Origin of the sequence: Rhodoplanes azumiensis, assembly GCF_042682915.1 — a bacterium.
Classification (GTDB): domain Bacteria; phylum Pseudomonadota; class Alphaproteobacteria; order Rhizobiales; family Xanthobacteraceae; genus Rhodoplanes; species Rhodoplanes azumiensis.
The window spans coordinates 1-24,502 of sequence record NZ_JBHUIW010000010.1; the positions used below are offsets into that span (position 1 = coordinate 1).

Below are 24,502 nucleotides of genomic sequence, written 5' to 3' on the forward strand. Positions count from 1 at the left end.
AAGCAGAATCAATGCCGTGCACCTCTTCAAGCACAATCCGTGCCGGACAGCCGTGCGCTCGTCGCGGGCATCCACGCGCTTTCCTTGCAATCGGCCGTGGCAAGAAGGGGATGGCCGGGACGAGCCCGCCATGACGGAGTCATCATCAGATCCCTCCCCGTCGCGCCCGGATCTCGTCCACCAGCCCGTTGCGATAGAACAAGTTATAAGTGTCGAACGGGATGATCCTGCCCTCCGGCGTGACGAAATGGATGCAGGAGCGCTTCACGCCGCCGAGGCAGAAGTCGAAGCGGTCCATGAACGACACGATCGCCACCCGGAAGACGTTCGCGTAGGACAGGCCCTCCGGCACGGTGGCGCGCGGCAGGCAGCACAGGAACTCGGCCAGCCGCTCGGGCGCGTTCATGGCGCCGGACGAGTGTGAGAACAGCTCGACGAACTTCTGCTGAAGCGCCGGCTGCTTCTCGAAGTTGATGGTGTTGGGCACCACGGCGACCAGATCCTCGCGCGACAGCATCGACGTGACGGGCAGGACGCGCGCGCCGTCACGCAAGCCATAGGCGATCGAGATCGTCTCCGGATTGCACGGCAGCGGGATCATGTCGTCCTCGCCGAACACGCCGGACTCCTCGATCACGCGCCGCCGGATCTCGGACAGAACGATGCGGTTCTGTTTGGCGTCGAAGCCCTCGTTGCGGCCGGTGTCCTGCACGGGCTGGAACGTCACGCCGCGCACGCAGCCCCAGGTCAGCGCGTGCTGCACGATCGTGCCGATCTCGTGATCGTTGACGCCGCGCTTCACGGTGACGACCAGCGTCGTCGAGATCCCGTGCCGTTCGAGGTTCTCCAACGCCTGCTGGCGGATGCGGCGCAGATCGGCGCCGCGCAGGTCCATCAGGGCGTCGCGGTCGAGCGAATCGAACTGCAGGTAGACCTCGAGCCCGCGCCTGCGCTCCGCGAGGCGCGCGCAGAAGTCCGGGTTCTGCGCGAGCACCAGCCCGTTGGTGTTGATCATCACGTGGCGGATCGGCCGCGCCCGCGCCGCGTCGAGAATCGCGAAGAACTCCGGATGCAGGGTCGGCTCGCCGCCGGAGATCTGCAACAGGTCCGGCTCACCCTCGCTCGCGACCAGCGCGTCGAGCATGCGCTCGACGGTGCCGAGCGGCAGATGCGTCGTGTGCTGCGGTGACGATTCGGCGAAGCACACCGGGCAGGTGAGATTGCAGTGCCGGTTGATCTCGATCAGGGCCAGGCAGGAGTGCTGCTCGTGATCAGGACACAGGCCGCAGTCCCAAGGGCAGCCGAGCGACGTGCGGCTCTAGAAGGCGAGCGGCGTGTCGCCCGGCTTGATATAGTCCTTGCAACGCCGCCAATAGGCCGCGTCGGTGGAGATCAGGGTCGACTGGACGCCGTGCGCCTTGCAGCGCTTCTCGTACCAGACCTCGTTCTCGACGATCTGGATCTTGGCCGGCACCAGCTCCAGGCAGATCTCGCACAGCGACGTGGTCTGGCCCCAGAAGACGTAGGGCCGCGATCTCCGCACCGTGGCGGTCATGCGCCTCTCCGGATCGGCTCGCCGTGATCGGCCGGCGCGGTCGCCAGCATGAAGCCCGCCCAGACCACGAGGGCGACGGACAGGAGATGGAACACCGTGAACGGGCCGAGAATCGTGCCATAGGGCTTGAGAAATTCCCAGACGAAACGCTGCAACCCGTAGACTCCGACCGCCAGATAGAACCCTTGGTCGATCCAGAACGCCCTTCGGTTCAGGACATTGATCACGTAGACGCCCGCGAAGGCCGCCATGGCGGCGCTCTCGTAGAGCTGTACCGGATGGCGCGGGATGCCGTCGCCGAAGTCGTGCGCCCAGGGCACGGTCGTCGGCGTGCCGTGGGTGAAGTCCTCGATTCCGGCGAGATGGCAGCCGATCCGGCCGACCGCGACGCCGACGGCGAGCGGCAGGGCGAAGCGGGCGCCGGTGCGGAGCGTGACACCGGTCGCCTGCTTGTAGAGCTCGACGCCGAGGATCGCCCCGGCGATGGCGCCCTCGATCGAGCGGGCGACCGCCGGGACGCCCGAGACGATCATGTTGAGCGTGCCGAACAGCACCGCGCCGGTCCCGGCGCCGAGCACCAGGGCGGCGACATAGCCGAGCTCGGTGGTGACGGGCGGGAAGGCGATCTTCTCCACCCGGGTCAGCCACAGCGCAGCCAGCGCCGCGGCGGCCCACGCGAAGACGTCGAAGAGCATGTGAAGGGCGAAGCCGGACATGGGGACTGTCGTATCGGGCTGCGACCCGTCGTGCCAGCGTACCTTAAATCGGCGCCGTCATCCTGAGCAACCGTTGGTCCGACCGGTCTGATGGTGGCGCGAGCGGGCCTCCGGTTGCGTTCGCCCGACGGTGAGAGAGGCGGTTCGATGTCCGATGAACGTCTCGAATTCGTTGAAGCGGCTCTGACCGGCCTCCTTGCTCTCGTCTGGCCGATACAGTTCGCACCTCGAGCCGAAGGACCGCGCTCGCGAGACGAAACTTGCAGGCGCAAGATTCAGCGGCGTCTCGTTTTTGATTCGTAATACGGAAAGCCGATTTTCAGTCGACCCCGGCAGATGCCTCCAAAAATCCGTGACGGGGCTGTCCATAAATCTTTGTTCCAAGGCGTGGCATTCATAAGCGCTGCGATCGTCTATAGCGCATATTCCGAATGCATTTTTCTGATACCGCGAGACGAGCATCGGAATCGATCGGATCTTGAAAACGCTGCCCTGCACGTTCGCTCTCGGCGAGTTTCTTCAGCTCGTCGAGGTCGAATGAAATGCACGACGGATGATGTTTATCGATCCATGTCGATCGACGAACATTTCGGCCATGATCGAGATCACAAACCCAAGTCTCGTTGCATCCGACGGGCCGAGCTCCCGTCGACGAACCAATGCGCCAGGGTCGGTCAACATCAGGCTCGGAGCTGGCTCGCCGCGCTCGAGGATCCGCGGAACAATCATAGGCGGGACGCCCTGTCTGCAATGCGGACAAAATGCCGATCGTTCCGGAGCGGGTGTGCTGTAATGTAAGGATTAGCTTTAGCGGTTCTGACGCGCCGCAATGAGGCGTGGTGGAATTATTCCAAGAGCCTACGCCGCCAGATCCGCCACCACGGCGTCGAGGACCGGGAAGCCGGAGCGGGTGACCCGCAGGCGGCCGTTCGGCATCGTCTCGACGAAGCCGTAGGACATCAGGTCGGCGATGCGGGCCGGGTCGAGCGGGCGGCCGGCGAGCTTTTCGAAGCGCCGGGGGTCGATGCCTTCGGCGAGCCGCAGCCCCATCAGCAGGAACTCGTCGGCCTGCTCGGGCCGCGTCACCACCTCGTCGATCACCAGGCCGTGCCCCTCGGCCTCGACCTTGGCGAGCCACGCCTCGGGTCGCTTCTCGGTCGCCGTGGCGACGCGGCCACCGGCGGCATCGACGAGGCGGCCGTGGGCGCCGGGCCCGATCCCGGCATACTCGCCGTAGCGCCAGTAGACGAGGTTGTGGCGGCACTCGGCGCCCGGTCGGGCGTGGTTCGACACCTCGTAGGCCGGCAAGCCGGCGGCGCCGCAGACCTCCTGGGTGACGTCGAACAGATGCCGGGCCACCGTGTCGCCCGGCACGGCGAGCGTGCCGGCCCGCTCCAGCGCCTCGAACGGCGTGTCGGGCTCGATGGTGAGCTGGTAGAGCGACAGATGCTCGGCCGCCTCGGCGATAGCGCGGCGCAGCTCGGTCGCCCACGCCGCCACGCCCTGGCCGGGCCGCGCATAGATCAGGTCGAACGAATACCGGTCGAAGATGCTTCGCGCGGTGGCGACCGCCGCCATCGCCTCGGCGGCCGTGTGGAGGCGCCCGAGCGCCTTCAATGAATCATCATCCAGCGCCTGGACGCCGAGTGACACGCGATTCACGCCGGCCGTCCGGAACCCGCGGAACCGCTCCGCCTCGACCGAGGTCGGGTTCGCCTCGAGCGAGATCTCGGCGTCGGGCGCGACGGTCCAGTGCTTCGCGATGGCGTCGAGAACGGCGCCGACCGTCTCGGGCCGCATCAGCGACGGCGTGCCGCCGCCGAAGAAGATGGTCGACACGGTGCGTCGCCCGATCCGCGTCGCCGTGGTGGCGATCTCGGTCGCGAAGGCGCGGGCGAAGCGGTCCTGCTCGACGGCGACGTGGCGGACGTGGCTGTTGAAGTCGCAGTACGGGCACTTCGACAGGCAGAACGGCCAGTGGACATAGACCCCGAACGGCACCTCCTCGCGGGGCTCGGTCAGGCGATCCGGCACGACACGCTCCATGAGGTCAGCGTCGCTCAAGGCACGCCTCCGCCAGCATCACGAAGGCGCGCGCCCGGTGCGAGAGGCCTTTTCCGCGCGGCGGCAGGCCGTGCTTCTCCTCGGCCGGCATCTCGCCGAAGGTGCGGTCGTGGCCGTCGGGCAAGAACATCGGATCGTAACCGAAGCCCAGCGTCCCTCGCGGCGGCCAGACCAGAACCCCGTCGACACGCGCGAGAAAATCCTCGCGGTGACCGTCCGGCCAGGCGAGGCACAGGGCCGAGACGAAATGGGCGCGGCGCTGCGCGGGCGCGGTGGCGCCGCACGCCACGAGCTTGTCGTGGATGTCGGCCATCGCGCGGGGGAAGTTCTTGTCGGGGCCGGCCCAGCGGGCCGAGTGGATGCCGGGCGCGCCGTCGAGCGCGTCGACCACGAGGCCCGAGTCGTCCGAGAAGGCCGGCAGGCCGGTCGCGGCGGCGGCCGCCGCCGCCTTGATGTGGGCGTTCTCGACGAAGGTGGTGCCGGTCTCGTCCGGCTCGGGCAGGCCGAGCTCGCCGGCCGACACGGCCTCGATTCCGTAGGGCGCCAAGAGCTCGCGCATCTCGCGCAGCTTGCCGGCATTATGGGTCGCGACGACCAGCCGGCCGGTCAGCACACGATGCGTCGTCCCGCTCATCGGACGTCCGGCGATCTGTTCGGCGTCGTTCCGGGGCGCACCGAAGGTGCGAACCCGGAATCCAGCCAGGAACACCGAATCCGCGGCTGGATTCCGGGTGCGGCGCGGTGCGCCGCCCCGGAATGACCGACCCGGATATCCGCCCGATCCGATCTCACATCACCGCCATTTTCTGCAGCTCCACCAGCCGGCCGACGCCCTTGCGGGCGAGCGCCAGAAGGGCGAGGAACTGGGCCTCGCTGAACGGCTCGCGCTCGGCCGTGCCCTGGATCTCGACGATCCCACCCTTGCCGGTGAGGACGAAGTTGGCGTCGGTGTCGGCCTGCGAGTCCTCGGCGTAGTCGAGGTCGAGCACGGCGAGCCCGTTGTGGACGCCGCACGACACCGCGGCGACGTGATCGCGTAAGACCTCGCCGCGCAGCATGTCGCGCGCCTTCATCCAGGCGAGGCAGTCGTGCAGGGCCACCCAGGCGCCCGTGATCGAGGCCGTGCGGGTGCCGCCGTCGGCCTGGATGACGTCGCAGTCGACCGTGATCTGGCGCTCGCCGAGCGCCTCGAGGTCGACGACGGCGCGGAGCGACCGGCCGATCAGCCGCTGGATCTCGACGGTGCGGCCCGACTGCTTGCCGGCCGACGACTCGCGTCTCGTGCGCTCCGAGGTGGCGCGCGGCAGCATGCCGTACTCGGCCGTCACCCAGCCGCGCGCCTGGCCCTTCAGCCACGGCGGCAGGCGATCCTCGAGCGTGGCGGTGACCAGCACATGGGTGTCGCCGAACTTCACGAAGCAGGAGCCCTCGGCATATTTCACCACGGCGCGTTCGAGCGAGACGGCACGCAGCTCGTCGGGCTGGCGGTGGCTCGGACGCATGGACGGCTCCTCGGGCGAAGCGACGGAACGGACGGCGAGGTCGCCGGGGACGGGGTCGCTGTGGGCATGGCGCGACCGGCCGCGCGGAGAAGGCCGCGGGCGAAGCGATCGCGGCTCGCTTTTAGGTCGCCGGGCCCCGGGCGGCAAGGGCCGGCTGTCCGCGGTCCCTGGTGGCGATCGCCCGGCGGCTTGCGCTCGACCCGGCCGAGGGACAAATCTGGGGGCCGAACCCGTCAGCCCCGAGCCGAGCACCGTGTCCCAGGACGTTCCGATCGGCGCCAGCCCCAGCCTGGTCCAGCTCAACGAGCGCTCCCGCGAGATTTTTCGCGGGATCGTCGACAGCTATCTCGCCACCGGCGAGCCGGTGGGGTCGCGCAACCTCGCCCGGCTCATCCCGATGACGCTGTCGCCCGCCTCGGTGCGCAACGTCATGCAGGATCTCGAGCAGGCCGGGCTGATCTATGCCCCGCACACCTCGGCCGGCCGGCTGCCGACCGAGTTCGGCCTGCGCTTCTTCGTCGACGCGCTGATGCAGGTCGGTGACCTGCCGGAGGACGAGCGCCGCACGATCGAGGCCCAGGTGGCGGGCGCCGGCCGCTCCATGGAGGGGGTGCTGACCGAGGCGTCGGCCATGCTGTCCGGCCTCACCCGGGCCGCCGGCGTGGTGCTGACCACCAAGTCGAACGCCCGCCTCAAGCACATCGAGTTCGTCCGGCTGGAGCCGACCCGCGCCCTGGTCGTGCTGGTCGCCGAGGACGGCCAGGTGGAGAACCGCATCCTCGATCTGCCGGCCGGCTTGCCGAGCTCCGCCCTGGTCGAGGCGACCAACTTCCTCAACCGCCACATCCGCGGCCAAACGCTCCAGGATGCCCGCGCGGCGCTCGAGCAGGGGCTCGCCGCCGGCCGGGCCGAGCTCGATGCGCTGACCCAGAAGATCGTCGCGGCCGGGCTCGCGAGCTGGTCGGGTGGCGACGGCGACGACCGCAAGCTGATCGTGCGCGGCCATGCGCATCTCTTGGAGGATCTGCACGCGCTCGAGGATCTCGAGCGGGTGCGCCAGCTGTTCGACGAGCTGGAGACCCAGCGCGGCCTCGTCGACCTGCTCGGCCGGGCCGAATCGGCCGAAGGGGTGCGCATCTTCATCGGCTCGGAGAACAAGCTGTTCTCGCTGTCGGGCTCGTCGACCATCATCGCGCCCTATCGCGACGGCACCGGGCGCATCGTCGGCGTCATCGGGGTGATCGGCCCGACCCGGCTCAACTACGCCCGTGTCGTTCCGATGGTCGACTACACGGCCCGGGTGATCGGCCGGATGCTCGGGGGGTGAGCCGCCGCGCCGGCGCTCCGCCGGTTGCGCGGCCTGCGGCCGAACTGCTTGATTTCCCGGCGCGGCCGCCCGATATGCGAGGACGAAACCGGATCAACGGACAGACGGACGGACCGCCATGACCGACGACAAGGCCGGCGCCGCGCCCGCCCACGAGGCGACGAGCGCGAGCGCCCCGGATACCGCTGCGGCCAGCGCCGCCTACGCCGCGACGGCGGCACACGCCGAGGCCGCGGCCGGTTCGCAAACTCCTCCCGGGCAAACGCCTCCCGGGCAAGACCCGGCCGGGCAAGACCCCGGCGCAGACCTCGCGGCGCTGGCCAAGGAGGCCGCCGAGCACAAGGACCGGCTGCTGCGCACGCTCGCCGAGATGGAGAATCTGCGCCGGCGCACCGAGCGCGAGGTCGCCGATGCGCGGACCTACGGGATCTCGGGCTTCGCCCGCGACATGCTCGGCGTCGCCGACAATCTCCGCCGGGCCTTGGAGGCGGTGGGCGCGGAGAACCGCGATGCGCTGCCGGCGCCGCTGAAGAGCTTCCTCGAAGGCGTCGAGCTGACCGAGCGCGAGCTCCTGAAGGCCTTCGAGCGCAACGGGGTGAAGCGGTTCGACCCGCAGGGCCAGAGGTTCGACCCCAACGTCCACCAGGCCATGTTCGAGATCCCGGACGCGACGACGCCGAACGGCACCGTCGTCCAGGTGGTCCAAGCCGGCTACATGATCGGCGAGCGGGTGCTGCGCCCGGCCCTGGTCGGCGTGTCGAAGGGCGGCCCGAAGGTCGCGCCCGGCGCCGCGGCCGGTGAGCCGGCCGCTCCGGCCGCCGGCGAGGGTGTGCGGCCCGGCGGCACCGCGGCCTGATCGGGCGGGCGTTTCGCCACACGGCGCCGAGCGTCGCTCGGTTCGGCGCCGCCGTCGTCCTCGGCCGCGCGCGCAGTCAGCCGCGCGGATTGACCCCGTCGCGCACGGCGCGGAAGCGCGGGAAGGCGGTCGACCAGGCGTCGTCGCGGGCGACGCCGAGGATCCGCAGATAGGCGCCGGAGCCGAACCGGATCCACTGCACGAGCTTGATCGGCGTGTCGGTCTTCGGATCCTTGCCCTCGGCCATCACCTGATGGGTGTTGGGGCTGCCGCCGCCGAGCCGCAGCATCTCGGCGCCGACCACCCGCAGATCCTTGTAGCCGCCGAAGCCGGCCAGGAGGTTGCGGGCGAAGGTGTCGCGCGCCGCCGTCTCCTCCGGGCCGCCGCGGCCGACCGAGACCAGCATCATCGGCTGCTCGGCGACGTCGAACGTGTCCTTCGGACCCTCGGTCAGCACCGCGCCGGCGCCGCCGATCACCCGCACGGGCCGCATCCCGGACAACTCGTCGAGCCGGATCGGCAGCAGGCTCATCTGCTCGTCGATCGGCACCGTGTCGCGCCGCGCGACCGAGGCCAGCATGGTGCGCACCGTGGCGTCCGGATAGGTCTTGGCGGCCTCCTCCGGCACCTGGACGACGACCAGGGCGGTGGCCTCGCCGGCGGGCGCCAGCAGGATCCATTTGCGGACCTTCTTGCCCTCCGCGTCCTGCCGTCCCGCCACCAGCGTGCCCTGGCCGCCGGCCGGGAAGCTCTCGCGGGTCTCCTCGACGATGCCCTGCTTCTTGAGGCGGTCGCGGGCGATCTGTTTGGCCGTGTCGGCGAGGCTCTGGCCCGTCACCTCGAGCATCAGCACCGAGGCGCCGGTGTCGTCGTCCTCGAAGCCCGGGAACTTGTCGCTCGCCTTCAGTCCGGCGGTCGGGACGAGGCCGAGCTTGGTGCCGGGCGGATAGACCGGTTCCGCGGCCCGGGCGGGGCCGCCGAGCCCGAGCACGGCGGCGGCGAGAAGCCCGAGCAGGCCGAGCAGGCCGAGCCGCCTGCGGCGGCCGCGGGTGTGGCTCGGATCGGGGTCCGGCAAACGATGCGCGCGCGGGCGACGCTCTTCGATCATGACGCTTCCCTCGTCCGGCGCGGCGACCGCCGCCCGGGTCGGGAACAGATGTCAGCGCAATGCGGCGCGGTTCGGGCAGGCCGGCGGATGCCGGAGGTGCCGATCAGGCCTGGGCCGTCGGCGCGCGGCGCCGCCGCGGGCCGACGGCGCCGGGCGGCACGGGGCCGGCCGGATGCGGGGCGTCGGGCGCCGAGCCGTTCGGGGCCGAAGCGTTCGTCGCCAGATCGTAGCGGCGGCCGTTCGGCATCACCAGATAACGCGACACCACCCGCAGCGTGCCGTGGCGATCGGGCTCGCCCTCGACGACCAGGCGGGTGCCGACCGGAAACCGGCGGGGCAGGCGCTGTTTCGGCGTCATGGCGACCTCCGCGACAGATGAACGCGACCGGGCAGGAGCACGCGATCCGGCAGGTGAACGTGGTGCAACAGAGGAACGGGAGAGCGGACGACGGGGTCGGCGCGTCCGTGCCGCGAGGCCCGGGTCGGTGCGCCGCCGATCCGACCGAAACGCCAGCCTGCCCCGCGACCGGGACGCGATGGCCGACTTCGCAGCGGACCTTCCGGCATGCTAGGAAGATGTCATGACAGAGGCATGTCGCCGATGAACGCCACCCTGACCACGCCCGAGAGCCGCCTCGCCGAGAGTCGGACGCCGGACCTGACCGTCGTGATGGCGGACATCGGGCGGCGCGCCCGTGCGGCTGCCCAGGTGATCGCTCTGGCGAGCCCGATCGACAAGACCGAGGCGCTGGTCGCCATGGCCGAGGCGCTGCGCGCCGCGGCCCCCGAGATCCTGGCCGCCAATGCCGAGGACGTCAGCGAGGCGCGCAGTCGTAGCGCCACGGCGGCGCTGATCGATCGCTTGAAGCTCGACGAGAAGCGCGTCGCCGCGATGGCCGAGGGGATCGAGGTGGTCGCCGCGCTCGCCGACCCGGTCGGCGCCGTCATGGACGCGTGGACGCGGCCGAACGGCATGGCGATCGAGCGCGTGCGGGTGCCGCTCGGCGTCGTCGGCGTCATCTACGAGAGCCGCCCGAACGTGACGGCCGACGCCGGCGCGCTGTGCCTGAAGGCCGGCAACGCCGTGATCCTGCGCGGCGGCTCCGACAGCTTCCGCTCCTCGCGTGCCATCCATGCGGCCCTGGTCGAGGGGCTGCAGGCCGCCGAGATGCCCGCGGACGCGATCCAGCTGGTGCCGACCCGCGACCGCGCCGCGGTCGGGCTGATGCTCGGCGGCCTCGACGGCAACATCGACGTGATCGTGCCGCGCGGCGGCAAGGATCTGGTCGCCCGTGTCCAGGCCGAGGCGCGCGTCCCGGTGTTCTCGCATCTCGACGGCAACTGCCACGTCTATGTCGACGCCGGCGCCGATCTCGCGATGGCGAAGACGATCCTGATGAACGCCAAGTTGCGGCGCACCGGCGTGTGCGGGGCGGCCGAGACCCTGCTGGTCGACCGCGCCGTCGCCGCGACCCATCTGGCGCCGCTGGTGACCATGTTGCTCGACGCCGGCTGCGAGGTGCGGGGCGACGAGGCGACCCGGGCCGTCGATGCGCGGGTGAAGGCGGCGACCGAGGCCGACTGGGCGACCGAGTATCTCGACGCCATCATCGCCGCCAAGGTGGTCGACGGCGTCGACGACGCGATCCGCCACATCAACCGCTTCGGCTCGCACCACACCGACGCGATCGTCACGGCCGATCAGGCCGCGGCCGAGCGCTTCCTGGCCGAGGTGGACTCGGCCATCGTCGTTCACAACGCCTCGACCCAGTTCGCCGACGGCGGCGAGTTCGGGTTCGGGGCCGAGATCGGAATCGCCACCGGCCGGCTGCATGCCCGCGGCCCGGTCGGCGTCGAGCAGCTCACCACGTTCAAGTACCGCATCCGCGGCTCGGGTCAGACCCGTCCATAGGGTCGACCGATCCTCCCGGCCCGGGAGGCAGCACGCGGAGCCGGAGGATCCCGAGACTTCCATGCCCATGGCGTATCATTCGCTCCGGCCCGTCTCGGCGGGGGACGAGGCGGCGCTTCGCGGCCGCGACTATCGTGTTCCGCCCTACGCGCCGGGAATGCGGATCGGCCTGTTCGGCGGCACCTTCGATCCGCCGCACGAGGCGCATCTCGCCGCCTGCCTGCTCGCCATGCGGCGGCTGCGGCTCGACCGCGTGTGGTGGCTGGTGACGCCCGGCAACCCGCTCAAGAACACCTCGGGTCTCGCCCCGCTGGCCGAGCGGATCGAGGCGGCCCGCGGGCTCGCCCGCCATCCGCGCATCGCGGTGACCGGGCTCGAGGCGGCGGTCGGGGTGCGCTACACCTTCGACACGGTCCGGTACCTCGTGAAGCGCTGCCCCGGCGTGCATTTCGTCTGGATCATGGGGGCCGACAATCTGCGCAGCTTCCACCGCTGGAACAACTGGCGCGGCATCGCCGATCTGGTGCCGATCGTGGTGGTCGACCGGCTCGGGCCGAGCCTCTACGCGAGCTCCGGCGTCGCCGGGCGGGCGCTCGCCTTCGCCCGCGTCAACGAGGACCGGGCGGTCCGGCTGCCCTATCTGAAGCCGCCCGCCTGGGCGTTCCTGCACGGCCTGAAGTCGCCGCTCTCCTCGACCCAGCTGCGCGCCCAGCGCCGGCTCCCGGCCGGGCCCGCGGGTGACGGAGCGGCCGGATACGCCGGCGCCGCGGCGGCGGACGACGACGCGAGCCGCGCCCCGATCGTTGCACGGACGCCAGAGCCCGAAAGAAACCTCCGGCGCGGCACCGGGGGTGGTTGAAACCGTTTACCCCACCCCCTTATCTTGAGGGTCGCCCGGCCGGACAGGCGCGGGCTTGCTCAACGGGTCTTGCTCGAAGGACGGTCCCCTGACGACATCTGCGCGCTCGCGGGCGAGCGCCTCCCGAACGCCCGCCGCCTCCGCCGCTCCCTCGGGCCCGGCCACGCCGAAGCCGTCGACGTCGAAACCGTCGCGATCGAAAACGGTGACGTCGAAGCCGGTCGTGCCGGAGACGGTCGACACCGACACCGCTCCGCTGCAGCCGGCACCGCCGCGTCCCGACGCCGACGAGACGCTGCGCCTGGTCCTCGCCCGCCTCGACGACATGAAGGCCGAGGAGACGACGACCATCGATCTGCGCGACAAGTCCGTGCTGGCCGACACCATGGTGGTCACCACCGGGCGCTCGAACCGCCATGTCGGCTCGATCGCCGACCGGGTGGTCGAGGATCTGCACAAGGCCGGCGTGCGGACCAAGGTCGAGGGCATGCCGCATTGCGACTGGGTGCTGATCGACGCCGGCGACGTGATCGTCCACGTGTTCCGGCCCGAGGTCCGCGCCTTCTACGCGCTGGAGAAGATGTGGGCGCCGCGCGAGGCCGGCGCGCGTCGCGCCGGCTGAACCTGCGGGTGACGCCATGCGGCTCGTGGTCGCCGCGGTCGGCCGGATGAAGGCGGGCGCCGAGCGCGAGCTCGGCGCGCGCTATCTCGACCGGCTGGCGAAGAGCGGCCGGACGATCGGCCTGCGCGACGTCGAGGTCGTCGAGATCCGCGAGAGCAAGGCCCAGGAGACCGACCGCCGCCGGCTGGAGGAGGCGATCGCACTCGCCAACGTGATCCCGGACGGGGCCGTGACGGTGGCGCTCGACGAGCGCGGCCGCAATCTCGACAGCCAGGCCTTCGCGGGCGAGATCCGGACCTGGCGCGACACCGGCCGCGAAGCCGCCGTGTTCGTCATCGGCGGGGCCGACGGGCTCGGCGACGAAATCCGCAAGCGGACCGACCTCGTCCTGTCGTTCGGCGCCGCCACCTGGCCGCACCAGCTCGTCCGGGTGATGCTGCTCGAGCAGCTCTATCGTGCCGTGACGATCTTGTCCGGACATCCGTACCACCGAGGGTGAGCCGGCGTCCGCGCGTCTCTCCCTTCGGGTGAAAGCATGGACGCGAATTCATCCGCCGGCCTCGCGCGACGACGCGAAGCCGCCCCAATCCGTCGGTAAGTGCCTCCCGTTCCCGTGCCTCGCGATTCCGGATCGCCGCTGCAACCGATGACGCCGAGCCCGTCCTCCCGCCCCGCGCGCGCCGCGTTGTCGCTGGCGCTGGCCTTCGCCTGTGCGACCGCGTCGGCCGGCCCGGTCGTCGCGCAGGACCGCACCCGTGGCCCCGCGGCGCTCGACACCATCCGGCAGCGCGACAAGGAGCTGGAGACGATCCGGGCCGAGCAGAAGCGCGCCGCCGATACCGAGAAGCAGCTTCGCGCCGAGATCGACCGGCTCGGCGAGGACCGCCGCAAGCTGAACCAGACCATGATCGACACGGCCGGGCGGGTGCGCAGCGCCGAGCAGGCGATCGCCGCCATCGAGGCGCGGCTCGACCTCCTCGAATCGACCGAGCACGGCATCAACGGCTCGCTGGAATCGCGCCGCGCCACCATCGCCCAGGTGCTGGCCGCCTTGCAGCGGCTCGGCCGTCGGCCGCCGCCGGCCTTCCTGGTGAGCGCCGAGGACGCGCTGAAGTCGGTGCGCACCGCGATCCTGCTCGGCGCCGTGCTGCCCGAGCTGAAGAGCGAGGCGGAGGCGCTCGCCACCGATCTCGCCGACCTCGTGCGGGTGCGCCGCGACAGCGCCGCCGAGCGCGCCAAGCGGGCCAACGATCTCGCCGTCCTGGCCGAGGAGCGCACCCGGCTCGGCCTGCTGATCGAGGAGCGCCAGAAGCGCCTCGGCGAGGTCGAGAAGGAGCTCGACACGGCGCGCCGCCGCGCCCTCCAGCTCGCCCTCCAGGCCGACAACCTGAAGGATCTGATCGCCCGTCTCGAGCACAATCTCGACGCCGCGGCCCGCGCGGCGCGCGCCCAGGCCGAGCACCAGGCGGCGGTCGGCTCCAGGGCCGATCTGGCCGCCCTCAAGGATCCGGGCCGGCTCGCCCCGGCGGTCGCCTTCGCCGCGGCCAAGGGGACGCTGCCGCTGCCCGTCAACGGCATGCGGCTGCGCGAGTTCGGCGCCGCCGATATGCACGGCGGCACCGAGAAGGGGCTTTCCATTACCGCCCGGGCCGGCGCCCAGGTCACGGCGCCGTGCGACGGCTGGGTGGTCTACGCCGCCCCGTACCGTTCCTATGGGCAACTCTTGATCCTGAATGCCGGCGGTGGATATCATGTGCTGCTGGCAGGCATGGAACGGATCACGGTCGATCTCGGCCAATTCGTCCTGACCGGAGAGCCCGTCGGGACGATGGGAAGCAGCGGCCCGGCGATGGCGAGTGCGGCCGCCGGCGGGCCGTCACCCCCTGTGCTTTACGTGGAGTTCCGCAAGGACGGGCTCCCGGTCGATCCGTCCCCCTGGTGGGCAACCAACGAGAGCGAGAAGGTCCGCGGATGATGCGAAAGACTTCACTGGTTCTGCTCGGGGCCGCCGCTGGCGCCGCCCTGACCGGCCTCGCGACCCAGATCCCGACCGGCCTCGCCGACAATCTGCTGTGGTCGAGCGCCAAGGCCGCCTCGTCCGACACCTATCGTCAGCTCAACCTGTTCGGGGACATCTTCGAGCGGGTGCGCTCGCACTATGTCGAGAAGCCCGACGACTCCAAGCTCGTCGAGTCGGCGATCAACGGCATGCTGTCCGGGCTCGATCCGCATTCGAGCTACATGGACCCGAAGAGCTTCCGTGACATGCAGGTGCAGACCCGCGGCGAGTTCGGCGGGCTCGGCATCGAGGTCACCATGGAGGACGGGCTCGTCAAGGTCGTCGCGCCGATCGACGACACGCCGGCCGCCAAGGCGGGCATCCGCGCCAACGACGTGATCACGCATCTCGACGGCGAGGCCGTGCAGGGCATGACCCTGAACCAGGCGGTCGAGAAGATGCGCGGCCCGGTCAACACCAAGATCAACCTCAAGGTGATGCGCAAGGGCGCCGAGAAGCCGCTCGACATCGCCATCACGCGCGACATCATCCGGGTCCGCTCGGTGCGGAGCCGCATCGAGGGCAACGACGTCGGTTACATCCGCATCACCCAGTTCAACGAGCAGACCACCGAGGGGCTCAAGAAGGCACTCGGCGACCTCTCGGCCCAGATCCCGGCCGACAAGCTGCGCGGCTTCGTCATCGACCTGCGCAACAATCCGGGCGGTCTGCTCGACCAGGCCATCTCGGTGTCGGACGCGTTCCTCGACCGCGGCGAGATCGTCTCCACCCGCGGCCGCGATCCCGACGAGACCCAGCGGTTCAACGCCCGTCCGGGCGACCTGACCAAGGGCAAGCCGGTGATCGTGCTGGTCAACGGCGGCTCCGCCTCGGCCTCCGAGATCGTCGCCGGCGCGCTGCAGGACCACAAGCGCGCGACCCTGATCGGCACCCGCTCGTTCGGCAAGGGCTCGGTGCAGACCATCATCCCGCTCGGCGCCGGCAACGGCGCGCTGCGGCTGACCACGGCGCGCTACTACACGCCGGCCGGCCGCTCGATCCAGGCCAAGGGCATCGTGCCGGATATCGAGGTTCTGCAGGACGTGCCGGACGAGGTGAAGTCGCGCGCCGAGATGCGCGGCGAGTCCTCGCTGCGCGGCCACCTCAAGGCGGACGGCGAGGAGCAGGCCGGGTCGCAGTCCTACGTGCCGCCGGAGGCCAAGGACGACAAGGCCCTGGGCATGGCCCTCGACCTGATGCGCGGCACCCAGGTCAACGCCGCCTTCCCGCCCAGCGGCAAGTCGGCCGCCGTCCCGAACTGAGAACGCGTCGACACCGGAAATCGACAAGGGGCGGCCGCGAGGCCGCCCTTTTCGCATTGCGGGCGGCTTCCGCACGATCGCTGCCGGCCCGGCGGCGTCCGGGGCCGGAGCCTCGCGGCTTGCGCTGCCGGATCAGCGCGTTGGCACCGCACCGGGGCGAATCGCGCGTGCTACACTCCCAGCCGTGATTCGCAGGGAGTCAACGGTGGCCGGCGACGATCTGGAGAAGCCGCTCGGCGTGCCCGAGCCGGACGAGGCGGGCGCGCACAACGGCGTGCCGCGGCGCAGGCGCCGCTACGTCCCGGTCGGGCTGCCGATCGCGGCGCTGCTGGCGCTGTGTCTCGTCGGCTTCTTCGGATGGGCCGTCGTGGTCGACGATCCGCTCGGCGGCGAGCCGACCGCCGTCGTCGCGCTGCCGCCCGGCACCATCCCGGCGACCCCGAACGCCGCCGCCCCGACGGCCGAGCCCGCGGCGGCCGCCGCCGACAAGTCGAAGGCCGCCGCCCCCCCGAAGGCCGCGGCGCCGAGCGAGCCGGCCGGCGGCCAGACCGTGACCATCATCGACGGCTCGACCGGCAAGCGCCAGCAGGTGTCGGTCGGCGCGGGCGAGGGCAAGCCCGACGTCGGCGACGGCAAGGCAGACGCGAAGGCGGACGGCAAGCCCTCCGGCCAGAAGCCGGACGTCAAGGTCGCGGCGATCGAGCAGTCGCTGCTCGAGGCGACCCGCCACGGCCATGTGCCACGCATCGCCCTCGACGGCACCCGCCCGTCCGTCGTCTATGCCCGCAAGGCGCCGCCGGCCAGCGAGGCGGCCGTCCGGGTCGCTCTCGTCGTCGGTGGGCTGGGCGTCGGCAGCAGCGGCAGCGCGAAGGCGCTGGAGAAGCTGCCGCCGGTCGTCTCGCTCGCCTTCGTGCCCTACGGGACCGAGGTCGGGTCGCTCGCCGCCAAGGCGCGGGGCCAGGGCCACGAGATCCTGCTGCAGCTCCCGATGGAGCCGTTCGACTATCCGGACAACGATCCGGGGCCGCAGACGCTGCTCACCTCGCTGACGCCGGAGCAGAACGTCGACCGCATGCAGTGGGCGATGAGCCGCATGCAGGGCTATGTCGGCGTGGTCAACTACATGGGCGGCCGCTTCACCTCGACCGAGACGGCGATCGGCCCGGTGCTGCGGGAGGTGGCCAAGCGCGGGCTCGTCTATGTCGACGACGGCACCTCGCCGCGCAGCCTCGCCAGCCAGTTCGCCGGCGCCAACAACCTGCCTTTCGCCAAGGCCGCCGTGGTGATCGACGCGGTGCCGTCCAACGCCGAGATCGATCGGGCGCTCGCCAGGCTGGAGGCGACGGCGCGCGAGACCGGCAGCGCGGTCGGCATCGCCCGTGCCCTGCCGCTGTCGATCGAACGCCTGACGCAGTGGATCAGGCAGGCCGAGGGCCGCGGCATCGTGCTGGTGCCGATCACGGCCGTCACGACCCGTGCCAAGGCGAGCTGAGAGCGTCCCGGGCGGCGTGATTTTCCGCCGCGACCGGCTCCCGCGCCGTCCCGAAACCCGCTATCGTGGCGCGCTTTTCGCGCGTCCCGCGCGGCGCCGCGTCGGGGTCGGCGCGCAGGACCGCCCGCCGCCCACCGAACCGATCCCCGGATGCCCCGGAGCCCCGCCATGATCGTCGTCGCCCGCCTCGTCGCCGTCGCGATGCTGGCCGTCCCCCTGCCCGCTCTCGCCGCCGACGACTTCCCCACCCGCCCCGTCACCATGGTGGTGCCGTTCGCCGCCGGCGGCACCTCGGACGTGATCGCCCGCGTCGTCTCCGAGCAGATGGGCCAGGTGCTCGGCCAGCGCATCGTCAACGAGAACGTCCCCGGCGCCGGCGGCTCGACGGCGCTCGCCCGTGTCGCCCGCGCTCCGGCCGACGGCTACATGATCGCCATCGGCAATGTCGGCACCAACGCGGCCGCCTACGCGATCTATCCCGAGATCAAGTACACCAACGACGACTTCGTCCCGATCGGGCTCGCCGCCAAGACCGTGCCGGTGATCGCCATCCGCAAGGACTTCCCGGCGACCGATCTGAAGAGCTTCATCGCCCACGCGAAGGCCAATCCCGGCAAGGTCAATCTCGGCCATGCCGGCATCGGCTCGTCGAACTATCTCATCTGCAAGACCTTCATGGCGGCGGCCGGGATCGACGTGACGCTGGTGAGCTATCGCGGCGCGGCGCCCGCCCTCAACGACCTGATGGGCGGTCAGGTCGACGGCGTCTGCGACGCCGCCGCCTCGGTGTCGGGGGCGATCCAGAACGGCCTGGTGCGCGGCCTCGTCGTCTCGGCGCCGCATCGCATGCGCACCATTCCCGACGTGCCGACCGCCGCCGAGGCGGGCCTACCCGAGTGGCAGCAGCAGGGCTGGAACGCCCTGTTCGCGCCGAAGGGCACGCCGCCCGCCGCCATCGCCAAGCTCAACGCCGCGCTGCGCAAGGCGGTGGCGAGCGACGCCCTGCAGAAGCGCATGGACGATCTCGGCTCGATCCCGGCCACCGAGGAGGAGATGGATCCGGGCGCCGCCGGCCGCCTCGTCGTCTCCGAGATCGAGAAGTACCGCAAGGTGCTGGGCCCGGCGCAGTGAGGGCCGAGCTGATTTGACGACGTGCTACGATCCTGTCTCTCGCCGTCACCCTGAGGCGCTCGCGCAGCGAGCCTCGACGGGCGACGGCCCGGGGGCCTGGTGTCGACTTTCGGGCCGCATCCTTGGAGGCCCGGCTTCGCCGGGCGCCTCAGGATGACGGATCGAGGGTTTTCGCCGTCATCACGACTTCCGCGTCCCTGTGAGCAAACAATGACCCGCTTCGAAGATCTTCCCTACCGTCCCTGCGTCGGCGTGATGGTGCTCAATCGCGACGGTCTCGCCTTCATCGGGCGGCGCACCGAGGGGCCCGAGCATGTCGACGACGTCCACGCCTGGCAGATGCCGCAGGGCGGCGTCGATCCGGGCGAGGATCCGTGGCCGGCGGCGCTGCGCGAGCTCTACGAGGAGACCTCGATCCGCTCGGTCGAGAAGCTCGGCGAGATCGAGGAGTGGCTCACCTACGACATCCCGCGCGAGATCGTCGGCCAGGCCTGGAAGGGCAAGTATCGTGGCCAGACGCAGAAATGGTACGCGCTGCGCTTCACCGGCGACGAGCGCGAGATCGACATTCTCACGCCGGGCGGCGGCGCCCACCCGGCCGAGTTCGCCGAGTGGCGCTGGGAGCCGGTGGACAATCTCCCCGGGCTGATCATCCCGTTCAAGCGGCCCGTCTACGAGCGCGTCGTCGCGGAGTTTTCGAGGTTCGCGCGCTGACGGGCGCGCTCTGCGAGGCGATCGCCTCGGCCGCTGTCGTCGTCGTCGCGGCCGCCATGGCGCCGGCGCTCGCGAGCAACGCGCGGCCGCGCGCCGTGAGGCGCACCGGGGCGGCGTCGCGGCTCGGCGCGCCGGCGCCGATCTCGACCAGCCCGTCGATCAGCGCGTCCTCCCAGATCGACAGACGCGGGCAGCTCGTCCGCCACGCCTCCATCACGGCGGCGTAACTGCGCGGCGCCTCGGCGAGCCAGCCGAGGAACTGCAACGTGAGATGCGCGGCGGGGGTCGTCATGGCGAGCTCCTTCGGACCCGGTCCTCTCGTCCCGGCTCCCGTCGTACCAGATCGCTCCTCTCGGCGCATCGCCCGTGCCCCACCGGCGATCACCCCGGCGCGAGGTCACCCAGGACGCTCGCCGCGACGGAGAGACGCGACAGCGTCAGGCCCGACGCGGCGATCTCCTGCACGGCGGCCCGCACCCGGTCGACCGCGCTGCCGCGCGCCGTCGTCCAGGCCTCCACGGCGGCGGCGCCGGAGCGCCCGTCCACCATCGTCTCGGCCGTGATGCGGCGCGCCGCGTCGCCGATCTGATCGAGCGCCCGGTCGAGCGCGAGGCGATCGAAATAGTCGGCGACGACGATCTTGCGGGCCGCGGCCGAGAGGCGGTCGATGTCGAATTGCGCCGCGACCGCGAACCAGGTCGCCGCGGCGTCCTCGACCGGGCGGCCGACCCGGTCGGCGACCCGGATCGCGTCGAGCGCGCCGCCGATCTGCGGCATGTCGGCGAGCCGCTGCGCCAGCGCCTCGGGCACCCCGGCGGCGGCGAGCTCTGAGGTGCGGGAGGCGCGCGCCACCTGGGCGGGCTTCGGCAGCACATGGTCGAGCGCCGCCTCGATGGCGGCGATGCCGGCCCGGTGATGCTCGACGATGCCGGCGAGGCCGCCGGAGAGATCGAGCCGGCGCAGCACCCACACCATGCGGTCGAGCAGCAGGTTCTGCACCTGCTCCAAGAGCGCGAGCTGCAGGTCGCCCGGGATGCGGTTGTCGAGCGCCTCGATCGCCGTGTTGAGGGCCACCATGTCGAACGAGTCGCGCACCGCCGCGAAGGCGGCGGCGATGCGGTCCGGTCCCGCACCGGTCTGGTCGGCGATGCGCACGATCAGGGTCGGGCCGCCGCGGTTGATCATCGAGTTGGCGAGCTGCGTCACGATGATGTCGCGGCGCAGCCGGTGCTCGGCGAGCGCGTCGGGAAACCGTTCGCCGACGACCGGCGGGAAGTAGCGACCGAGCTCGCGACCCAGATAGGCGTCGTCGGGAATCGACGACTCCAAGAGGTCGTGCGAGAGCGACAGCTTCGCGTAGGCGAGCAGCACGGCGAGCTCGGGCCGCGTCAGCGGCACGCCGCGGCTGCGCCGCTCGGCGATCTCGACGTCGTCGGGCAGCATCTCGACGGCGCGGTCGAGGAGGCCGCGGCGCTCCAGCGTCTGCATCAGCCGCTGCTGGAAGCCGAGGTCTTCCAGGCCGCGGCGCTGCGCCAGCGAGAGCGCCTGGGTCTGCTGGTAGTTGTTGCGCAGCACGACGCGGGCGACGTCGTCGGTCAGCGAGGCGAGCAGCGCGTCGCGGCCCGGACGGTCGAGCCGACCGTCGCGCAGCGGCCGGCCGAGCGCGATCTTCAGATTCACCTCGACGTCGGACGTGTTGACGCCGGCCGAGTTGTCGATCGCGTCGGTGTTGAGCCGCACGCCGGCGAACGCCGCGCTGATCCGGCCGCGCTGCGTCAGGCCGAGATTGGCGCCCTCGCCGATCACCTTGCAGCGCAGCTCCGGGCCGGTGATGCGGATCGAATCGTTGGCGCGGTCGCCGGCCTGGTCGTTGGTCTCCTCGGGCGCGCGCACATAGGTGCCGATGCCGCCGAAGAACAGAAGATCGACGGGCGCCTTCAGGATGGCGCTCATCAGCTCGGCCGGGGTGACGCGCTCCTTCTTGAGCCCGATCGCCGCCTGGGCCTCCTTCGAGAGCGTGATTTCCTTGGCGCTGCGCGGGAACACGCCGCCGCCGGCGGAGATCAGCGCCTTGTCGTAGTCCTGCCAGCTCGATCGCGGCAGGGCGAACAGTCGCGCCCGCTCCTTGAAGCTGCGCTCCGGATCGGGCGTCGGGTCGATGAAGATGTCGCGGTGGTCGAAGGCCGCGATCAGCTTCGTCGTGCGCTCGCGCAGCATGCCGTTGCCGAACACGTCGCCCGACATGTCACCGACGCCGACCGCCGTGAACGGCACCTTGCCGATGTCGACGTTCATCTCGCGGAAGTGGCGCTTCACCGCCTCCCAGGCGCCGCGCGCCGTGATACCCATCGCCTTGTGGTCGTAGCCGGCCGAGCCGCCCGACGCGAAGGCGTCGTCGAGCCAGAAGCCGTGCGCCCGGGCGATGCCGTTGGCGATGTCCGAGAAGGTCGCCGTGCCCTTGTCGGCGGCGACGACCAGGTAGGGATCGTCGCCGTCGTGCCGCACCGTGTCGGCCGCGATCACGCGGCCGTCGGGCGCGATCGTGTCGGTGAGATCGAGCAGCGCACCCATGAACAGCTCGTAGCTGGCGATCGCCTCGGCCTGCACGGCCTCGCGGCTGCCGCCGGCGGGAAGCTGTTTGGGCACGAAGCCGCCCTTGGCGCCGACCGGCACGATGACGGCGTTCTTCACCTGCTGGGCCTTCACCAGGCCCAGCACCTCGGTGCGGAAGTCCTGGGGCCGATCCGACCAGCGGATGCCGCCGCGCGCCACCTTGCCGAAGCGCAGATGCACGGCCTCCAGCCGCGGCGAGTAGACGAACACCTCGTAGAGCGGCCGCGGCAGCGGCAGGTCGTCGATGCGGCGGCTGTCGAACTTGATCGCCATCACGGGCTTGGGCAGGCCGTCGCGATCGAGCTGATAATACGTCGTGCGCACCGCCGCGAGGACGAGATTGACGAAGCGGCGCAGGATGCGGTCCTCGTCGAGGCTGTCGACGGCGTCGAGCGCCGTGTCGATCTCGTGCAGGATCTCGGTCTCGTGGTCGGCGCGGTCGTCGACCGACAGGCCCTGGCGCGGGGCGAAGCGGGCATGGAACAACGCGACGATCCGCTCGGCGATGGCCGGGTGGCGGGTCAGCGTCGCCCACATGTAGTCCTGCGAGTAGCGGATGCCGAACTGGCGCAGCGCCCGCGACAGCATGCGCACCAGCGCGATGTCGCGCCACGGCATGGCGGCGACCAGCGCCAGCGCATTGTAGCCGTCGTCCTCGGCGACGCCCCGCATCGCCATCAGGAAGACGGCCTCGAGCCTTCGGCCGAGCAGGTCGAGGTCGACGGCGCCGCCGCCGAGTCGCTCCAGCAGCATGTCGTGCAGCCACACCGAAGCATGGGACGCCGCGCCCTCCGGTGCGGCGTCGCTGGAAGGCGTCGCCACCCGGAACGTGCTCTCCTCGACGACCCGGAAGCCCATGTGCTCGAGCACTGGCACGCGCTCGGACAGCGGGATCGGCCGGCCCTGGCTCCACACCTTCAGGCGGGCGCAGGCCGCCGCGTCGGTGGCGTTGCGATAGAAGTCGACGCCGAGCGGTCGCTCCGGCGTCAGACGCTCCAGGATCTTGATGTCCTCGACCGCCGTCGACGGCGTGAAGGCGGTGCGATAGGCGCGCGAGAACGCCTCGGCGTATCTCTCCCGCAGGGCCGCGGCACGGGCCGGCTCGTGGCTGGCGGCGAGCGCCGCGGCGAGCCGGTCCTGCCAGGTCAGCACGATGGCGGAGACGGCGTCCTCCAGGGCGGCGCGGCTCGGGCGCGGCGTCGCGCCGGCGAAGCGGCCGACGATGTAGTGGACCCGCACCAGCGGCCCGTCCGGGAACCACGGATAGAAGGCGACGATGCGGCCCGTGTAGACGGCGGCGAGATACGTCCCGATCGCCTCGCGGATGGTCGAGTCGTAGCGGTCGCGCGGCACGTAGACGATCACCGAGACGAAGCGGTCGAAGCGATCGAGCCGCGGCAGCACGCGCACCCGCGGCCGCTCGCCGAGATGCATGACGATCAGCGCGAAGCGAAGCAGCGTGTCCTCGTCGATCTGGAACAGCTCGTCGCGCGGATAGGTCTTGAGCACGTTGGCGAGCACGCGGGCCGAATGGCTGGCCGGCGCGAAGCCGGCGCGCGCCAGCACGGCCTCGACCTTGCGCCGCAGATACGGGATGCCGCGGGCCGAGCGCGTGTAGGCGGTCGCCGTGAACAGGCCGACGAGGCGCAGCTCGCCGACCACGCGGCCGCTCGCGTCGAAGCGCTTGATGCCGACATAGTCCATGTGGACGCGGCGATGGACGCGCGAGCGCGCGTTCGCCTTGGTGATGATCAGGGCCTTCGGCTCCTGCAGGAACTCCATCACCTCCGGTGTCATCGTCACGAAGTCGCGGCCGCGGCGCAGCACCCGCACGTCGTGCTGACGCAGGATGCCGAGCGCGTCGGTGGACGCGGCCTCCTCCGCCTCGCCCGGCGCGGCGGTGGTGTCGCCGATCGCGTGCGCCCGCATGCCGAGGAACGTGAAGTTGTCGTCGGCGAGCCAGCGCAGGAAGGCGGTCGCCTCGGCGACCTCGCCGTCCGGCAGCGGCGGCGGGTCGCGCTCGAGCGTCGCGATCACCTCCTCGAGCCGCGCCCGCATGGCGCGCCAGTCCGTCACGGCGAGCCGCACGTCGGCGAGCGTCGTCACGAGCGCGGCGACGATCACGTCGCGGCGGGCGGCATCGACGATGCGCCCGACATGGATGTGGATCAGGCTTTCGCGCGCGGTTCCCGGGGTCGTGGCCGCAGCCGCGGGCGCCCACGCCTGCAGGCGGGCGTCGGCATCGCGCGTCACGGCGAGAACCGGATGGGCGACGAGCAGCGGATCGAGCCCGTGATCGCGCAGCGCGCCGAGCACCGAGTCGACCAGGAACGGCATGTCGTCGTTGACGATCTCGATCACCGACACGGGCGCCGGCGCCGCGACGGCGTCGGGCGTCACGATCCGGATCTTCGGCGCACCGGGCGTCCGCTCCGTCACGAAGGCGAGGGCGTCGTCCGCCAGCGCGGCGAGCTCGTCCGCGTCGTACTCGGCGAGATCCTCGAACGCGACCGCGCCGAACAGCACGCCGGCCAGCCCGGCCGCGGCGTCCCCGTGGCGGGCCGCCAGGATCGCATCGGCCGCCGCGATCACGTGCCTCGCACGCGATTCGTCGTGGGTCGGTCCCGTTCCGAATCCTGACCCGAAGCCCGCTCCGGCTCCCGCCGTGTCCGCATCCATGGCGTGCTCCTCGCGACATCGGCTCGGGGTT

The 24,502-nt window shown here is 71.2% G+C and carries 20 protein-coding genes and 1 pseudogene; 11 read left to right on the forward strand and 10 right to left on the reverse strand.

The window, feature by feature from the left end:
* Positions 1–145 precede the first annotated feature (145 nt).
* The 5 genes and pseudogenes from ACFSOX_RS10305 to rph form a co-directional block, all read right to left on the reverse strand.
* Positions 146–1,555, reverse strand: a pseudogene (locus tag ACFSOX_RS10305) (radical SAM protein).
* Complete coding sequence (locus tag ACFSOX_RS10310) at positions 1,552–2,271, reverse strand: prolipoprotein diacylglyceryl transferase family protein (RefSeq protein WP_378477726.1); 720 nt, start codon at positions 2,269–2,271, stop codon at positions 1,552–1,554. The pseudogene ACFSOX_RS10305 and the gene ACFSOX_RS10310 overlap by 4 nt, the downstream one beginning before the upstream one ends.
* A gap of 858 nt (positions 2,272–3,129) precedes the next feature.
* Positions 3,130–4,317 carry a radical SAM family heme chaperone HemW gene (hemW, locus tag ACFSOX_RS10315; RefSeq protein ID WP_378477856.1) on the reverse strand — a complete coding sequence of 396 codons (1,188 nt, stop codon included), beginning with the start codon at positions 4,315–4,317 and terminating at the stop codon, positions 3,130–3,132.
* 4 nt (positions 4,318–4,321) lie between these two features.
* Positions 4,322–4,969, reverse strand: coding sequence for an RdgB/HAM1 family non-canonical purine NTP pyrophosphatase (rdgB, locus tag ACFSOX_RS10320; protein WP_378477727.1), 648 nt, complete (start codon positions 4,967–4,969; stop codon positions 4,322–4,324).
* A 154-nt stretch (positions 4,970–5,123) separates the two neighbouring features.
* Entirely contained in the window at positions 5,124–5,837 is a 714-nt protein-coding gene (rph, locus tag ACFSOX_RS10325; protein ID WP_378477728.1) for a ribonuclease PH, read from the reverse strand.
* Positions 5,838–6,090: 253 nt separating this feature from the next.
* Here rph and hrcA point away from each other — a divergent pair, with 253 nt between their 5' ends.
* Both hrcA and grpE read left to right on the forward strand, forming a co-directional pair.
* Positions 6,091–7,164, forward strand: coding sequence for a heat-inducible transcriptional repressor HrcA (gene hrcA / locus ACFSOX_RS10330; protein WP_378477729.1), 1,074 nt, complete (start codon positions 6,091–6,093; stop codon positions 7,162–7,164).
* 118 nt (positions 7,165–7,282) lie between these two features.
* Complete coding sequence (gene grpE, locus ACFSOX_RS10335; RefSeq protein ID WP_378477730.1) at positions 7,283–8,020, forward strand: nucleotide exchange factor GrpE; 738 nt, start codon at positions 7,283–7,285, stop codon at positions 8,018–8,020.
* 76 nt (positions 8,021–8,096) lie between these two features.
* On the opposite strand, the gene ACFSOX_RS10340 is transcribed toward grpE, so the two are convergent.
* Positions 8,097–9,128, reverse strand: coding sequence for a hypothetical protein (locus tag ACFSOX_RS10340; protein ID WP_378477731.1), 1,032 nt, complete (start codon positions 9,126–9,128; stop codon positions 8,097–8,099).
* Between the two features lie 103 nt (positions 9,129–9,231).
* Positions 9,232–9,486: a hypothetical protein gene (locus ACFSOX_RS10345; RefSeq protein ID WP_378477732.1), complete on the reverse strand. Its 255-nt coding sequence runs from the start codon at positions 9,484–9,486 to the stop codon at positions 9,232–9,234.
* 243 nt (positions 9,487–9,729) lie between these two features.
* Here ACFSOX_RS10345 and ACFSOX_RS10350 point away from each other — a divergent pair, with 243 nt between their 5' ends.
* Together ACFSOX_RS10350 and ACFSOX_RS10355 are read left to right on the forward strand one after the other, a co-directional pair.
* Positions 9,730–11,040, forward strand: a complete 1,311-nt coding sequence (locus ACFSOX_RS10350) for a glutamate-5-semialdehyde dehydrogenase (RefSeq protein WP_378477733.1) — start codon at positions 9,730–9,732, stop codon at positions 11,038–11,040.
* A 61-nt stretch (positions 11,041–11,101) separates the two neighbouring features.
* Positions 11,102–11,899, forward strand: a complete 798-nt coding sequence (locus tag ACFSOX_RS10355; protein ID WP_378477734.1) for a nicotinate-nucleotide adenylyltransferase — start codon at positions 11,102–11,104, stop codon at positions 11,897–11,899.
* A 6-nt stretch (positions 11,900–11,905) separates the two neighbouring features.
* Here the strand turns inward: ACFSOX_RS10355 and ACFSOX_RS10360 are convergent, their stop codons facing one another.
* Entirely contained in the window at positions 11,906–12,142 is a 237-nt protein-coding gene (locus ACFSOX_RS10360; protein WP_378477735.1) for a hypothetical protein, read from the reverse strand.
* On the opposite strand from ACFSOX_RS10360, the gene rsfS reads away from it, so the two are divergent.
* The 7 genes from rsfS to ACFSOX_RS10395 all read left to right on the forward strand — a co-directional run bounded on the left by rsfS (position 12,123) and on the right by ACFSOX_RS10395 (position 19,179).
* Positions 12,123–12,521 (forward strand): ribosome silencing factor, encoded by a 399-nt coding sequence (gene rsfS / locus ACFSOX_RS10365; protein ID WP_378477736.1) that lies wholly within the window; start codon positions 12,123–12,125, stop codon positions 12,519–12,521. The genes ACFSOX_RS10360 and rsfS overlap by 20 nt on opposite strands.
* 16 nt (positions 12,522–12,537) lie before the next feature.
* Entirely contained in the window at positions 12,538–13,020 is a 483-nt protein-coding gene (gene rlmH, locus ACFSOX_RS10370; RefSeq protein ID WP_378477737.1) for a 23S rRNA (pseudouridine(1915)-N(3))-methyltransferase RlmH, read from the forward strand.
* A 147-nt stretch (positions 13,021–13,167) separates the two neighbouring features.
* Positions 13,168–14,496, forward strand: a complete 1,329-nt coding sequence (locus ACFSOX_RS10375) for a murein hydrolase activator EnvC family protein (RefSeq protein WP_378477738.1) — start codon at positions 13,168–13,170, stop codon at positions 14,494–14,496.
* Positions 14,493–15,842 (forward strand): S41 family peptidase, encoded by a 1,350-nt coding sequence (locus ACFSOX_RS10380; RefSeq protein ID WP_378477739.1) that lies wholly within the window; start codon positions 14,493–14,495, stop codon positions 15,840–15,842. Before ACFSOX_RS10375 ends, ACFSOX_RS10380 begins: the two co-directional genes overlap by 4 nt.
* Before the next feature lie 205 nt (positions 15,843–16,047).
* Positions 16,048–17,334, forward strand: a complete 1,287-nt coding sequence (locus ACFSOX_RS10385) for a divergent polysaccharide deacetylase family protein (protein ID WP_378477740.1) — start codon at positions 16,048–16,050, stop codon at positions 17,332–17,334.
* Between the two features lie 168 nt (positions 17,335–17,502).
* A complete protein-coding gene (locus tag ACFSOX_RS10390; protein WP_378477741.1) occupies positions 17,503–18,465 on the forward strand; it encodes a tripartite tricarboxylate transporter substrate-binding protein in 963 nt (320 codons plus the stop codon).
* Between the two features lie 210 nt (positions 18,466–18,675).
* Entirely contained in the window at positions 18,676–19,179 is a 504-nt protein-coding gene (locus ACFSOX_RS10395) for an RNA pyrophosphohydrolase (RefSeq protein ID WP_378477742.1), read from the forward strand.
* Here the strand turns inward: ACFSOX_RS10395 and ACFSOX_RS10400 are convergent.
* Complete coding sequence (locus ACFSOX_RS10400; RefSeq protein ID WP_378477743.1) at positions 19,124–19,471, reverse strand: hypothetical protein; 348 nt, start codon at positions 19,469–19,471, stop codon at positions 19,124–19,126. The genes ACFSOX_RS10395 and ACFSOX_RS10400 overlap by 56 nt on opposite strands.
* Before the next feature lie 89 nt (positions 19,472–19,560).
* Positions 19,561–24,471, reverse strand: a complete 4,911-nt coding sequence (locus ACFSOX_RS10405; RefSeq protein ID WP_378477744.1) for an NAD-glutamate dehydrogenase — start codon at positions 24,469–24,471, stop codon at positions 19,561–19,563.
* Positions 24,472–24,502: the final 31 nt, after the last annotated feature.

Coding starts and splice junctions, on each gene's coding strand:
- ACFSOX_RS10310 (WP_378477726.1), bottom strand. CDS start 2,271: ATGTCCGGCTTCGCCCTTCACATGCTCTTCGACGTCTTCGCGTGGGCC.
- ACFSOX_RS10345 (WP_378477732.1), bottom strand. CDS start 9,486: ATGACGCCGAAACAGCGCCTGCCCCGCCGGTTTCCGGTCGGCACCCGC.
- ACFSOX_RS10405 (WP_378477744.1), bottom strand. CDS start 24,471: ATGGATGCGGACACGGCGGGAGCCGGAGCGGGCTTCGGGTCAGGATTC.
- hemW (WP_378477856.1), bottom strand. CDS start 4,317: ATGGAGCGTGTCGTGCCGGATCGCCTGACCGAGCCCCGCGAGGAGGTG.
- ACFSOX_RS10375 (WP_378477738.1), top strand. CDS start 13,168: ATGACGCCGAGCCCGTCCTCCCGCCCCGCGCGCGCCGCGTTGTCGCTG.
- ACFSOX_RS10340 (WP_378477731.1), bottom strand. CDS start 9,128: ATGATCGAAGAGCGTCGCCCGCGCGCGCATCGTTTGCCGGACCCCGAT.
- ACFSOX_RS10390 (WP_378477741.1), top strand. CDS start 17,503: ATGATCGTCGTCGCCCGCCTCGTCGCCGTCGCGATGCTGGCCGTCCCC.
- grpE (WP_378477730.1), top strand. CDS start 7,283: ATGACCGACGACAAGGCCGGCGCCGCGCCCGCCCACGAGGCGACGAGC.
- ACFSOX_RS10380 (WP_378477739.1), top strand. CDS start 14,493: ATGATGCGAAAGACTTCACTGGTTCTGCTCGGGGCCGCCGCTGGCGCC.
- ACFSOX_RS10395 (WP_378477742.1), top strand. CDS start 18,676: ATGACCCGCTTCGAAGATCTTCCCTACCGTCCCTGCGTCGGCGTGATG.
- rlmH (WP_378477737.1), top strand. CDS start 12,538: ATGCGGCTCGTGGTCGCCGCGGTCGGCCGGATGAAGGCGGGCGCCGAG.
- ACFSOX_RS10355 (WP_378477734.1), top strand. CDS start 11,102: ATGCCCATGGCGTATCATTCGCTCCGGCCCGTCTCGGCGGGGGACGAG.
- ACFSOX_RS10400 (WP_378477743.1), bottom strand. CDS start 19,471: ATGACGACCCCCGCCGCGCATCTCACGTTGCAGTTCCTCGGCTGGCTC.
- rdgB (WP_378477727.1), bottom strand. CDS start 4,969: ATGAGCGGGACGACGCATCGTGTGCTGACCGGCCGGCTGGTCGTCGCG.
- ACFSOX_RS10350 (WP_378477733.1), top strand. CDS start 9,730: ATGAACGCCACCCTGACCACGCCCGAGAGCCGCCTCGCCGAGAGTCGG.
- rph (WP_378477728.1), bottom strand. CDS start 5,837: ATGCGTCCGAGCCACCGCCAGCCCGACGAGCTGCGTGCCGTCTCGCTC.